Source organism: Kribbella sp. VKM Ac-2571 (assembly GCF_004362255.1).
Taxonomy (GTDB): domain Bacteria; phylum Actinomycetota; class Actinomycetes; order Propionibacteriales; family Kribbellaceae; genus Kribbella; species Kribbella pratensis.
Genome location: NZ_SNWS01000009.1, coordinates 137,200 through 150,806, shown reverse-complemented (window position 1 = coordinate 150,806; position 13,607 = coordinate 137,200). Strand labels below are relative to the sequence as shown.

At 68.2% G+C, this 13,607-nt stretch carries 7 protein-coding genes; 3 read left to right on the top strand and 4 right to left on the bottom strand.

Annotated elements, in window-relative coordinates; genetic code table 11:
• Positions 1–229: 229 nt before the first annotated feature.
• Entirely contained in the window at positions 230–2,731 is a 2,502-nt protein-coding gene (locus EV651_RS21105) for a DUF222 domain-containing protein (RefSeq protein WP_133786932.1), read from the top strand.
• A gap of 343 nt (positions 2,732–3,074) precedes the next feature.
• Here the strand turns inward: EV651_RS21105 and EV651_RS21100 are convergent, their stop codons facing one another.
• Entirely contained in the window at positions 3,075–3,620 is a 546-nt protein-coding gene (locus EV651_RS21100) for a pyridoxamine 5'-phosphate oxidase family protein (protein ID WP_166658689.1), read from the bottom strand.
• A 607-nt stretch (positions 3,621–4,227) separates the two neighbouring features.
• On the opposite strand from EV651_RS21100, the gene EV651_RS21095 reads away from it, so the two are divergent.
• Both EV651_RS21095 and EV651_RS21090 read left to right on the top strand, forming a co-directional pair.
• Positions 4,228–5,238, top strand: coding sequence for a LacI family DNA-binding transcriptional regulator (locus EV651_RS21095; RefSeq protein ID WP_166658688.1), 1,011 nt, complete (start codon positions 4,228–4,230; stop codon positions 5,236–5,238).
• Positions 5,239–5,249: 11 nt separating this feature from the next.
• The gene (locus EV651_RS21090) at positions 5,250–8,666 is read left to right on the top strand and encodes a sugar-binding protein (RefSeq protein WP_133786929.1); all 3,417 of its coding nucleotides are present in this window, start codon (positions 5,250–5,252) and stop codon (positions 8,664–8,666) included.
• A 5-nt stretch (positions 8,667–8,671) separates the two neighbouring features.
• Here EV651_RS21090 and EV651_RS21085 read toward each other — a convergent pair whose 3' ends face one another.
• The 3 genes from EV651_RS21085 to ligA are packed head-to-tail and all read right to left on the bottom strand — an operon-like array spanning position 8,672 to position 13,568.
• Positions 8,672–10,759: a hypothetical protein gene (locus tag EV651_RS21085; RefSeq protein WP_133786928.1), complete on the bottom strand. Its 2,088-nt coding sequence runs from the start codon at positions 10,757–10,759 to the stop codon at positions 8,672–8,674.
• Positions 10,756–11,586: an alpha/beta fold hydrolase gene (locus tag EV651_RS21080; protein ID WP_133786927.1), complete on the bottom strand. Its 831-nt coding sequence runs from the start codon at positions 11,584–11,586 to the stop codon at positions 10,756–10,758. Before EV651_RS21080 ends, EV651_RS21085 begins: the two co-directional genes overlap by 4 nt.
• Entirely contained in the window at positions 11,583–13,568 is a 1,986-nt protein-coding gene (ligA, locus tag EV651_RS21075; protein WP_133786926.1) for an NAD-dependent DNA ligase LigA, read from the bottom strand. The genes EV651_RS21080 and ligA overlap by 4 nt, the downstream gene beginning before the upstream one ends.
• Positions 13,569–13,607: the final 39 nt, after the last annotated feature.

Genomic DNA, 13,607 nt, shown 5'->3' with positions numbered 1-13,607 from the left:
CGCGGCTACACACGCACCCCATCCACACGTGCCCGCCCATTGCGGTCCCGCAGAACCTCGTTGGCTGGATCGAACCGCTCCATGACCCGCCTGCCCGCCATGAACCGACCCGCCCCCGTCTACACGTTTCGTGCTGCGTCGGTCATGTGACGTTTCCCCTTGTGGATAAGGGAAAACCGGGTCGCCGTCAACTTGCCCGGCCCGCTTCATCCAGCGTAGAATCGAACGCATGTTCGAGGAAGATCTGGAGTCGCTCGCCACCCGCGACCTGCTAGAGCAGGCCGCCGACTGCCGCGCCATCGCCAGCCGGGCCGACGCGCGGCTGCTGGAATGCGCCCAGATCTACGCCGACCGCTTCCACCCCTCGACCTGCGAGCCCCGCCCCACCCGCCGCGCCTACGACGGCCGCGAACGCGCCGTGATCCTCGGCGGTGACGGCTGCCCAGAAATCGCCGAGTTCGCGATCGCCGAGTTCGCCGTCGTCCTCGGGGTCTCACCCGGCGTCGGCCGCGACCTGCTCGCCGACGCCCTCGCCCTACGCCACCGCTTCCCCCGCACCTGGACCCGCATCCAGGCCGGCGAAGCCACCCCCTGGAAAGCCCGCCAAATCGCCCGGGCCTGCATGAGCCTCGACCACGCCGCCGCGGAATACGTCGACCGCAAGGTCGCCGCGATCATCGACACCCTCTCCCCGTACCGGCTGGAAAAGATCGTCCGCGCCGCCCGCAACCACGCCGACCCCGCCCGAGCCGCCGCCGACGCCGCCGAGGCCGCCGACGACCGCGGCGTCTACGTCGGCCGCAGCGACGGCCACGGCAACAAAACCCTCTACATCAAAGCCCCCGCCGCAGCCGTCAACCGCTGCAACGCCACCATCACCGACATCGCCCAAGCACTGAAAAAGTTCGGCGACATGCGCCCCGTCCAGCACCGCCGCGCCGACGCCATCGACATCCTCTCCGACCCCGCCTTCACCCAAGAACTCCTCGAACAAGCCCGCCACCAACCCAACCCGCCCCCGCCAGTCCACCCGGCAACCACTGCCGCCTCCCCGCAACCCCGGCCAGCCACCAACAACCAACCCCACAACCCACCCGCACCGAACAACCCAGCCGCACCGAGCGACGCAACGGTCCCGAACGACGGGACAGTGCCGAATGACGCGGCGGCATCGCGCGACGCCGTGGTGCCGCACGATGCCGTGGTGCAGGACAACGCGGCGGTGCAGGACAACGCGGCGGTGCAGGACCCAGTGACGCCGCATGACCCAGTGGTGCGGAACGACCCTGTGGTGCAGAACGACGGGATGCCGAACGACGCGACACCGCTGGACGACGTGGTGCTGCCGGGCGATGCCGTGGTGCCGGGCGATGAGATGGCGCCGATTAGCGAACACGGCGGGGATGTGACGCACGCCAGCCCCCGCGGCCTGCCGCTTCCCGGCTCCCGACGCCTGCCGGACCCGGTCAAGCCAGCAGACCTGCTCAAGCCAGCAGACCTGCTCAAGCCAGCAGACCTGCTCAAGCCAGCGGACCCACATAAGCCAGCAGACCTGCTCAAGCCAGCAGACCTGCTTAAGGCAGCGGACCCGCTGAAGTCAGCAGACTCGCTGAAGTCACTCGACCCGGTTGAGTTGCCCGCCTCGGTCGGCCGGCAGGCGCCGCTCGAATGGCCGGACTCGGTTGAACTGCAAGGAGCGCGTGAGTTGGTGGAGCCTCTGGGTCCGCCGGACGATCCGTGGCTGGAAGCCGCAGCGCCCTACGACCCCGACCCACCAACCGACCCGTACGACCGGCGAACACCATCCAGTCCCGCCCACCCACGAACCGAACCCGACCAGGGCTCGGCAATGGACCCTGCCGCCCTGCGGGTACTCCGCGCCCGACTCGCCCAAATCAAGCAAGACGCGTACATCAACCCGACCTACTGCACCCATCCCGCCAACCCCAAGGCCCAGAACGACAAGCCTGACCCGGGCGCCACAGCCCATCCGGATAGCCCCCGCAACCCAGGCGCTCCTGCCCAGCCGGGCAGCTCACCTGACCCAGACAGTCCCCGCGACCCGGGCAGTCCGCGCGATCCGGGCAGTCCCCGCGACCCGGGTAGCCCGGATGACCCAGGCAGCTCAGATGAGTTGACGCGACCGGGCGTGCCGGCACCACCGGGCGGCGGGGCCAAGGGACAGGTGCGTCCGGTGCAGGTGCCGGTGCGGGCGGGACGGGCACGCGTGGGGCAGGTGCGTCCGGGGCAGACCGAGGTGATCGTGCATCTGACCGATCACACGTTGGCCACCGGTAGCGGTGTACTGCGGGCCGAAACCATCGGGCCGCTGCTCGCCGCCCAACTGACCGAACTCATCGGCTACGGCCCGTACACAGTGAAGCCGGTCATCGACCTGAACGACGCGGTGGGCGTCGACGCCTACGAAATTCCCACCCGCATCCGCGAACGCGTCAAACTCATCCACCCCGTCGAAGTCTTCCCCTACGGCACCCGCGAAACCACCAACACCATCGACCTCGACCACATCGAGCCCTACGACCCCCACGGACCCACCAAACAAACCAGCACCACAAACCTTGCACCGCTCAGCCGCTTCGGCCACCGGGTGAAAACCCACGCCCGCGGCTGGACCGTCCACCGCATCGACCACAAGACACTCGAATGGACCACACCCCACGGCTTCACCTTCCACGTCGACCCAACCGGCACCCACCGAGTCGATCCATGAGGCCTTGCCGCGTCGAGGTCGAGTGCCCGCCGATGAGGCGCAACGTACGGCAGCCACCGCCTAGTACTCCAGCCGTAGTTCCTGATCAGCCGAGTGGTGCAGGGCGGCCTGACGGCGGCGGTCGCTTGGTGGCGGCAGATCCCGTGGTCCGAGTTCGGGGCGTGGCGGTTACCGGAGGTGGAACGTCGACTGCTCGATCATCCCGGGTTGTGTCGACTCGAGAAGATCCCGCATGTGACCCGACGCATCCGACGCTTAGTACGGACCCGTCCGCCTTCACCATCAGCAGCCGGGCGCCATCGGCAGATGGCGGCATCCTCCACCAGACTGCGATGGTGCCGCGTCACGCCGGTGACGGCCGCAGGAGATCCTGGTAGGTCTCGGGCTCGCCTACCGAAGTCGCCGAAGTCCCGCGTCGGACAAACTCACGCCCGTCCGGCCAACGGGCGACAAATTGATCACCCGTGGCATCGTCGTAACGGATGACGGTGATGTCAGTGACATCGACCGCGAACAGATGGAACCGCCCGGGCACGGGACGCCAGCCGAGGGCGTCTGCCACCCCGTCCGCGTACCGACGCTGAATCGCGGCGTCGTCAGTCGTCTCGGCGCGGCCGCGCACCTTGTACTCGCCCTCGCCGCCATCGCGGTTCGTGATCACACTGTGTACGAGGATCCGCGGGTCGCGCAGCAGGTCACGTGCCTTGGTCGACCCCCACATCATGGACAGCCAGAGATCACCGTCCATCACATACGGCTCGACCGGGCTCAGCCGCGGCGTGCCGTCGCGCCGGATCGTGGCGACGAGGACAACTCCCGGATTTAGCAGCCGTCGGTGCCCCAACTCGACCAGACGCGGCTCACGGGATTCGATCTCGGCCCAACGCATGGTGTCCTCCTCGGTAAACGCCGTCATCCGTCACCGTCCTACACCGGCCCACGGACACTTCCAGGCATGCCGGCACGCCTACCGCACACCTACCGCACACCTACCGCTCGCCGAACGGCAGCCCGCCCGGGATCTACACCGCCGCCAAAACCGCCACGGCACACCGACCAACCGCCCCAGCGCTCGCCGCGGCGCGAGCCCTCTGGACCGGATGGCCGCCCGCGGTCAGCCGGGGTCCACCAGCTCCGGCCCGCCTGTTCGCCCGGCTGCTCCGCCACCCGCGGCGTCGTGTGCTGCGCGGGCAACGCCCGCACCGGCTGGCCGCCGCAGCACGGTCTGGCTCACCGGGGGAGTCGTTCGCTGGTGCCTTCCAGGTTCTGAATGGCCTATCGCTCAACGTCCGAGCGTGGGTCCTCGGTCAAACCGGGTGGGATTGGGGTGGGATTAGCGTTAAAAGTTGTGACTGGGGTTCAGGTCTTGACGGCGTATGGGATGACTCAGTAGCTTGCAGGGACTGTTTTTAACGTTAATATCTGGCGGGAGGCGAGCGGTGCCGCAGCACACGAGTCGGGGGCCTGTTCCGCATGGGCATGTGACGCTGGCGCAGGTGGCGCAGCGGGCGGGGGTGTCGGCGCAGTCGGTGTCGAATGCGCTCAACAATCCCGATCGGCTCGCGCCCGAGACCCGGGAGCGGATCCTGGCCGTGGTCGAGGAGCTGGGCTACGAGCCGAATCTGAGCGCTCGCGCGCTGCGCAATCGGAGTTCGTCGCTGATCGCCTTCAAGATGCGCCCGTCCCGCCCGGACAAGGCGTCGCTCCTCATGGACGATTTCCTGTACGTGCTGAACGCAGCCGCCGTCGAGGCCGGATACCACCTGATCCTGTGTCATGCCGAGGACGGCCCGGCCGGCGAGATCAAGGCGTACCGGGACCTGCTGAAGAAGACCTCGATCGATGCGTTCGTGCTGGCCGAGACGCATCGCAACGACGACCGGGTCGCCGCGCTGCGTTCCTGGGGTGTGCCGTTCGCCTCGTTCGGCCGTTCCTGGGACGGCGACGACAGCCTCGCGTGGGTCGACGTCGACGGCCGCGCCGGCACTCGTGCCGCGACCGACCACGTGGCGGCGCAAGGGCACACCAGGATCGGCCACATCGGCTGGCTCGCGGAGTCCGAGCTCGGTCAGGACCGTCGCGAAGGCTGGCTCGACGCCTGCCGCGAGCGGGAACTCGAGACCGATCTGCAGGCCGCGGTCGTGGACTCTCTCGAAGCCGGCTGCCAGGCCGCACACCGCATGCTCGATGCCTCGCGTCCCGCGACTGCGCTGGTCTGTGCGTCCGACACGCTCGCGCTCGGTGTCATGCGGGCGCTCCACGAAAGAGGCCTGCGGCCCGGAGTCGACGTCGCGATCACCGGGTACGACGACTCGCCGACCGCAGCCCTGGTGAGTCCCGGACTGACCACCTTGCGCCAGCCGATCGACGAGGTCGGCCGGCAACTGATCCACGCCATCGACAACCTGATGGCCGGCGATCCCCGCCAGCCGCAACACGTCCTGCTCGAACCTGAACTCGTCGTCCGCGGATCGAGCCTGCCCGGACCACGCACGCGTACCTCCTGAAGGGACCCAAGATGAGGCACGGAACCAGACTGCTAGCGGTGCTAGGCGCCGCAGCGCTCGTGGTCACCGCAGTGATCTCCGCCCCGGCCGCACCCGCGGCCGCGCCGCCCGCCGATCCGTTCGTCGTGAACGTCGAGAACCTCCCGAGCGGTCGCGGAGTCGGCGGTGCGATGGATCTGACGTCGTACGGCGACCTGGACTGGGTCCACGTCACCGGTACGGGGATCGACCGCAAGGCCGGTGTACCGCAGGCGATCGCGGTCGACGACCTGAATCCCGACGGCGGCCGCACCACGCTCGACGACAGCCCGATCTCGTTCGGGTGGTCGGACGGAGCGGCCACGGGGGTCGCAGCGGCCTCGGGGATCACCACCGGAGGTGTGTTCAACTACGACACGACGACCGTTGGCGACACGACGGCTCACGATGCCGGTTATCGGATCACCGTCCCGGCCGCGGACTCGCCACGACGCCTGGTGTTCGTGGGTGGGATCTGGCAGGCCACCGGAGCCGTCACGGTCGCGGCGGTTGACGGCAGCGGTACGGCGTACACCACGCAGATCAACGCGAGTGGTACGGCGGCCGCCAAGCGCTACACCGTGACGATCCGCGCGGGCGAGGGCGTCGTCGTGACGGGCAGATTCGCGAGCAAACTCCAGGCGGCCGGCAACCTCTCGCTGTCGGCTGCGGCGCTCTCGACGTTGTCGTCCGGTCTGACGGCGACCGCGGCACCGGTCGCGATGAACCTGACGGCCGAGGGAGTCGACGATTGGATGCACCTGGACGGATCGACGGTCAACCGTCGCGCCGGCGTACCGGATTCGACGCCGCGGCTCGCAGTCGCGAACCGGCAGGCGGGCGGCGCAATCGGCGCGCAGAACGACAACCCGGTGAGCTATTCGTGGACGAACGGCACGCCGACCGCGTCTCAGCCGGCCACCCGTCACGGCGGGATCTTCTTCGCCGACGGCGCGAACACCGACGTCGACCTCACCGATCCGTACGGGTACGACCTCACGGTCCCGGCGGCAGCGGATCGTCGTACGCTGCGCTTCGTTTCCGGCGTATGGCGTGCCTCGGCGAAGATCTCGGTCTACGTCAACGGAACGCTGGCCTTCGTGAACACAGATCTGGTCAGCACCGATCCGTCGGTCACCCGGCTCTTCGAGCTGAACCTCGGACCCGGTGACTCCGCCCGGATCAGCGCGCAGCTGACCCGCAAGACGCATGCCTCCGGCAACGTCACGTTGGCGGGAGTAGCAGTGGCAAGCAACTACCGGCAGCTGATCCAGAACACGCTCGACGAGGCGGCGTCGGCAGACGTGTACGCCGCCAGCGCGTCCGCGCAACGTCAACTGGACAACGAGATCACGGCCGCGACGGCGACTCTCGCGGACGGCGGCGCGCAGCAGGACGAGCTGAGACTGGCGTACACCTTCCTCAAGGCCGCCTTCGACGAGGCGCAGTCGTCTGCGGCGAACGCGCAGTACAGCTTTGTGACCAACCCGGGACTGACGTCGTCCTTTGGTTGGGAGGGTGATCTGAACGCGCCGATCGCCTTCATCGACGGCAGTTACCGGCTGCGCAGCCGGGGGGACGCGATGATCACGTTCGGGGTGCCGAACGTGCCGGGCAAGATGAAGTGGTCGAACGCCGAGGGGTACCTGCCGGCGTTCGTCAGCGAGTACGCGAAGGACGGGCTCGCGATCAAGATCGAGAACTTCGCCGACCTGGTCGTTGTCGGCGGCAACCGGTTCGAGGTCGCGTACTCGCGGACGACGGTCACCAACACCACGTCCGCACCGGCCCGGCTGCCGCGGGTTTCGAACCTGCTGACGCCCCTGAACCAAGCAGCCACCACAATCGGCGCCGGGCAGACCGTCGTACGCGACTATGCAGTGGCTGCCGATCGGTTCGGTGGCACGTACGACTGGCCGACCGCGGTCCAGCTGCAACAGCTCGGCGGGTTCGACCAGCACTACGGCCACATGCGCCAGTACTGGAACAACCGGCTGTCGGCAATCGCGAACATCACCGACCTGCCGGACAAGCGGCTGATCAACGCCTACAAGGCCGGTTACATCTATACGCTGATCATCCGTGACGACATCAACGGCGCGAAGGAACTGCACGTCGGCGAGAACGGGTACGACGAGATGTTCGACCACGACACGATCGGCATCGTGTCGACCCTGCTGACGATCGGCGACTTCACCTACGCGCGCGACTACCTGTCGACGCTGCCGGCACAACTGCAGTACGACGACGCGAAGTGGAAGTACAGCTGGCCGTACGCCCTGTACCTGCAGCGCACCGGCGACAAGGAGTTCATCCGCAGCCGGTTCGAGACGATCAAGAAGAACACGCACACGATCGAGACCGAGCGGATCGACGGCGGCACCGGGATCATCAAGCAGACCGACGCGATCGACTCCCACGGGTACTGGACGATCGACAACTGGTCCGCACTGACCGGGCTCACGACGTACCGCTATCTCGCCACGGCACTCGGAGAGACCGCGGAGGCGGCGTGGGCGAAGGCGGAGTACGACGACCTGCTGAAGGTCGCGACCGCCCGTATCGAGCAGACGATGAAGCAGTACGGCCTGGACTACATCCCGATCTCGATGGTCGAACCGAACGAGACCGGTCCGCGCAAGGATCCGCGGGACGCGAACTGGGCCTCGATGTTCCTGTTCGGGCGCTGGGCCTGGGACGGGTACCTGTTCGGCGCCGCGCAGAGCGGGACGATGTTCGACAAGATCGACGACACGTACACGCACGGGTTCGAGCGGCGCAAGGACATCTCGGACACGATCTACAACTTCGGCGGGTACCCGCACGGGTACTTCTCGAGCGCGTACAACGCCGGCTACGGGAGCGCCGCGTTGCGGGGCGAGGAATACCGCGATCTGGGGATCAAGTCGTACCAGTACATGATCGACAAGACGATGAGCGGGCCGTTCGGCTGGTGGGAAGGCGTCGACTACCCGAGCGCCGACTCGCCGTGGAACATCGACCACGCGCGTGGCGGTGGCGGTTCGAACCAGCACATGTGGGGTCAGTCGACCGCGACGAAGGTCCTGTTCGACTCGCTGATCGCGGAGAAGTCCGACGGCACGGTGATCATCGGGCGCGGTGTCCCGAACGAGTGGATCCGCACCCGGCAGAAGATCGGTCTCAACAGCTACCCGGTCACGAACGGCGGCCGCCTCGGCTACCAGCTCACCACAGCGGGCAAGACCGTGACCCTCCAACTCACGGGCAACACCACAACCCCTACCGGCTACAGCCTCGAACTCCCGGCCCTCCGCAACAACATCGCGTACGTCGCAGCAAAGGGCGCAACCGTCAACGAATCCGCCGGCACCATCCACCTACCCCACGGCACCACCCACGCAACAGTCGTCCTACGCCACACCATGTGACACGATCAGAAGCTGATTTCGATGTGGGTCCCGGCAGGCACGCCGGGATGGTGCAGCCACGCGACGCCGAGCTCCGGGTCGTACCGGAGCTCGGCGCCGTCGACGGAGGATGGCTCGCTCGGCACGCGTAGAGCTGTTGTGACCTGCACGCCAAGTGGTGCCTCGCAGGAGAAGGCGATCCTGGTCTGATCTTGCTGCCAGTCCACGACTCGGCCGGCCGACCCGAGTAGGGGCTCCTCGTCGTAGGTGAGGTCGCGGAGCCACGTCAACTCGCCCGGGCCCAACGAGCGATGCCGGACGATGCCCAGCCGCGGATCGAGCAGATCGAGATAGGTGCCCTCGACAACATGTGAGCCGCCGCTCTCCTCCAGTACGGCGCCGACGAGATATGGACCGCGCTGCACCGACAACCAGTTGGTCGACTCCCAGGGGCGACCGGCCAGCTCCCGGATCGCCGCGACCAGCTCGGCGGCGCGCTCAGGTGACTCGGTGAAGTCGGCCGGACGAGACGGAAGAAACCGCACCCGACCCTGACCGACCGCCTGTACGCCGTCCTGCTTCCGGTCGGCCCCAAGAGCCTCGGCCAGATGGTCCGCGCAGGTTTCGTACCGGCCGGTCCACCAGGAGCGGATCTCGTGGTACGGGTCCGCGTCGTCGCCGACGTACAGCAGACTCCCGCCGCGATTGACCCACCCGGCCAGGGCGTAATGGATGCCCGGGGCAAGGGGTTTCTGGAACTCGTAGCTGAGGACGAGTACGTCGACATCGTCCAGCGCATCGGGCGTGTCGATGACGTTCTCGAGTTGAACCGGACAGACCCGCTGCCCGTCGTACAGCGGCGGCAGCGCCAAGCCGTAGAAGTCGGAGAAGTGCAGTTGCTCGCGGCCCTCTAGCGCCAGGGCGTCCTGCAGGCCGTCGTAGTGTCCACTCTCCCCACCGGGCGACCAGCGCTGGAACATGGCGGTGTCCGAGAGCGCGATCCCGATCCGTGGGCCTTCGTGAGCCCACCGCACGTCGGGCTGGTCGAGGTCGCGCAGGCTGTTCATCGCGATCAGGTAGCTGGTGGCGGTGTCCGGAGGGATGAGTTCCCGTTCGGTGGATCCTTCGCGCAGGTACGGGCGGTTGAAGATGCGGTTCGGCCACGGTGCCACCTCGTAGCGCGCGACGCCCGGGTGCAGCAGCGATGCGATGAGCGTGCGCTGCCAGTTGGCCAGGTAGTCCTCCCAGGTGCGGTCCGGGTGGTCCTCGATCGGGTCGTGCAGGAACCACATCCGCCGGTCCGTGCCGCGGGTGAGGTCCTGCGCGATGCCGTATTCCAGGTACGCCGTCTCGAAGGTGCGCTCGGCGACCTTCCCGGCGTACACGTTCGGCGTCCGGGACGTGCCGGTCCACACCTGCGCGATCGCGCCGTCGATCGACGGCAGTGTCCGCAGACGCGATTCGGGGCTGATGATCTGCCACTGCGTGTAGTTCAGGAGGCTGTGCGTCGGCACGTAGAAGCGCACCTGCCGACCTTGCTGCAGAGCCTCGTCGCGGAGCACCGAGGTGACGCGGTCGAGGCTGCGGGAGAGCAGGTGCTGCTTGAGCTGCCCGGAGCGGAAATGCGCCTCGGGAGTGCTGTGCGGAGCCTGCCACGGCTCCTTGAAGAACGCCTGCCACTCGCGCTTGAACGACTCCGAGTAGCCGGCGCGCGCCCAGAACTCAGGCTCCTCGAGATGGATGCCTTCGACACCGAGCTCGATGATCGGGCGGAGCTTCTGCACCAGGTACTCGGTGAAGGTGAACGTCGGGACCATGTACGGGATGTCGGTGCTCTCACCGTGCAGGATCGGCGACCCGTCACCCGCCGTCTGCGCGTCGTCCCAATGGCGGGAGCCGTCCCATCGCCCGTCGAGATAGTCCTGATAGGTACCCCAGGAGATCCCGGTCATCAGGTGCACGCGATATCCGGCCGCACGCCAGCGCGCGATCCGCTGCGGTGTCGTGTCGTTGAGCCCGTAGACCATCACGAAGTCGGTGCGGAGGTCGATGGATTCGTCGTACGGCGCCTGCTCCTGGAACCCCGTCAGCTCGCCGTCCTTGCCGGTGCTCATCCGAGGACCTCCGCGAGCCAGTCGAGGCCCGACTCGGCGTGCTCGACGATCGTGAAGTGACTCGCGCCTTCGCACACCCGCAGCGTCGCGGTCGGGCAGTGCGCGGCCAGCCGGCGGCCGTGGTCCACCGGGATGATGCGGTCCGCCGTACCGTGCAACAGCAGGACCGGCGCCGTGATCGCTTCGACCCCGCAACCCCACGGACGGGTGTAGGACGCGTCGTCGTCGATCTGCCCGTACGGACCGGCGTCGAGCCCCGGACCGGCGACCTTCCCCAGCCATCCCCATGGACCGTCGAACATCGCCAGGTCCTCGGCCGTGAATCCCGCGTCGTAGTCGAACCCCGAGTTGTGCAGCGCCTCGCGCACGTCGGCCCCGGCGGCCGCGGTGCCCAGTGCCGCGATCGAGGACGGCACCATCCCGTCGTACCAGGCCAGACCGTCGACGCCGTACGGCGCGATCGCCGCCAGCGTGACGACCGCGCGGACACGTTCGCCAAGCGCAGCTGCGGTGCCTAGCGCGAACGTTCCGCCACCGGAGTACCCCGCGACCGCGAACTGCTCGATCCCGAGCGAGTCCGCCACCGCGGCCGCATCCCCGGCGACCGAGGCGACTGTCCGCCCGCGTTGCACCGTCGACCCGCCGTACCCCGGCCGATCGAACGACACCCAGCGCAGTCCCAGCCGATCGGCCGCGGCGAACAGCGGCTCCGGCGGCGCGCCGACGTTCGGCGTCCCGTGGTTCCACAGCACCGGGAAGCCGTCGCCTCCGGCGTCGTAACTGTGCAGCGCGCGGCCGTCGGCCAGTTGCAGGTCGCGCTCGATCATTTCAGTCCGGCCGATCGGAGTTGCTGCCAGATCTCGGACTGGTCGACGACCGCGACGCCGAGCTTCTCGGCCTTGGTCAGTTTGGACGCGCCGACATCGGCCCCGGTGATGAGCAGGTCCGTGCTGGCCGAGACCGACGACGCGATGGTCGCGCCGGCCTTCTCGCACAGGCGTTGGAAGGCCGGCCTCGCGACCTTCTCTCCGGAACGGGGGTCGCTGATGGAGCCGGTGACGACGACTGTCTTCCCGGCCAGCGGTGCGCCGGCCGCCACGACCGGCGGGAGGTCTTCCTCGCGTACGTCGAGCGAGACGCCGGCTGCCCGCAATCGCTCGAGCTCGGGCCTGAGGCGGGTCAGGTGTTCGATCAGTGAGGCGGCGACCTTCGGGCCGATGTCCTCGACGGCGACCAGACCGTCCTCGCCCGCGTCGGCGACAGCTTCCAGCGAGGTGAAGCCGGCCCGGCACAACCTGGCCGCAGTCCCTTCGGACGCCATCGGGATCGCGAGGCCGATCAGTGCACGGCGCAGACCGACCTGCCGGCTCGCGTTGATCGATTCGATCATCCTGGCGGCCGAGACCTCGCCGATGCGGTCGAACTCGAGCAGTCCCTCGGCCGTCAGCTTGTAGAAGTCCGACGGGTTCTCCAGGATCCCCGCCTCGGCCAGGCGCTCGATCCAGACTCCGCCGATCGCGTCGATGTCGGCCGCGGCGCGGGACGCCCAGTGGATCAGCCGCCGTACGGTCTGGGCCGGGCATGCGACATTGGTGCAGAACAGTTCACGGCTGTTGCCCTGCTCGGTCAGCGGTTGCTCGCAGGACGGGCACTTGCTCGGCGGCACGATGTCGCGTTCCTGTCCGGTGCGCTTCGACGCATCGAGTACGCCGGCCACGAACGGGATCACATCACCGGCCCGGCGTACCAGGACCGTGTCGCCGATCTTGATGCCGCGGGCCTTGATCACCTCCTGGTTCGCGAGGGTCGCGCGAGTGACCGTCGTACCGCCGACGAACACGGGCTCGAGCCAGGCGACCGGGGCGATCTTGCCGGTCTTGCCGACGTCCCAGACCACGTCGGCGAGCACCGTGGTCTTCTCCTCGGCGGCGAACTTGAACGCCAGCGCACCACGCGGCGAGCTCGACCGCGTGCCGGCGGCAGCGAAAGCGTCCCGATCGGCAAGCCGCAGTACGGCGCCGTCGAGGTCGTAATCCAGGTCGTTGCGTTGCTGCTCGATCGTGGAGATCACCGCCTGCGCCGCGGCGGCGTTGTCGCAGTGCCGCATGTCGGCGACCGTGAAGCCCATCGTCTGTAGCGCGCGCTCGAGATCAGCCTCGGCCTGGTCGCTGAGCAGATCGAAAGCCAGGAACTGCAGGCGCCGCTCGGCGACGGTGGCGGGATCCTTGGCGCGCAGCGTCCCGGCAGCGGCGTTGCGCGGGTTGATGAGCGGCTTGTCCGGGTGCGCGGCGTTGTAGGCGGCGAACGTGGAACGCAACATGACGGCCTCACCGCGGACCTCGACCCGGTCCGGTACGTCGAGACGGTCGGGGACGCCGTCCGCCAGGGCACGCACGAGCGGCGTCACGTCGTCGCCGGTCGTCCCGTCCCCACGGGTGATCGCGCGGGCGAGGCGACCGTTCTCGTAGACGAGCGCCAGCGACAGGCCGTCCAGCTTCGGCATGACGACCACCGACTGGCCGGGGAAGCGGCCGAAGAAGGCCTCCACCTGCTCCGGGCGGGTCGCCTTCTCCAGCGACAGCATCGGGCGCGAGTGCCGGATCGGTGCGTGGAGGACCGCCGGCGCGCCGACCTGCTCCAACGGGTTCGGGTCGGGGGTGAGCTCCGGGTTGGCCTCGACGAGCGTCCGCAGCTCGTCCTCGATCGCGTCGTACTCCGCGTCGGCGACTGTCGGCGTGCCGCGGTAGTAGGCGTCACGCAGTACGACGATGCGATCGGCAAGTTCCTGGATGCGCTCCCCAATGTCCACGCCAGGACACTACCCAAGCACTCCGACAATCCGCGCGAT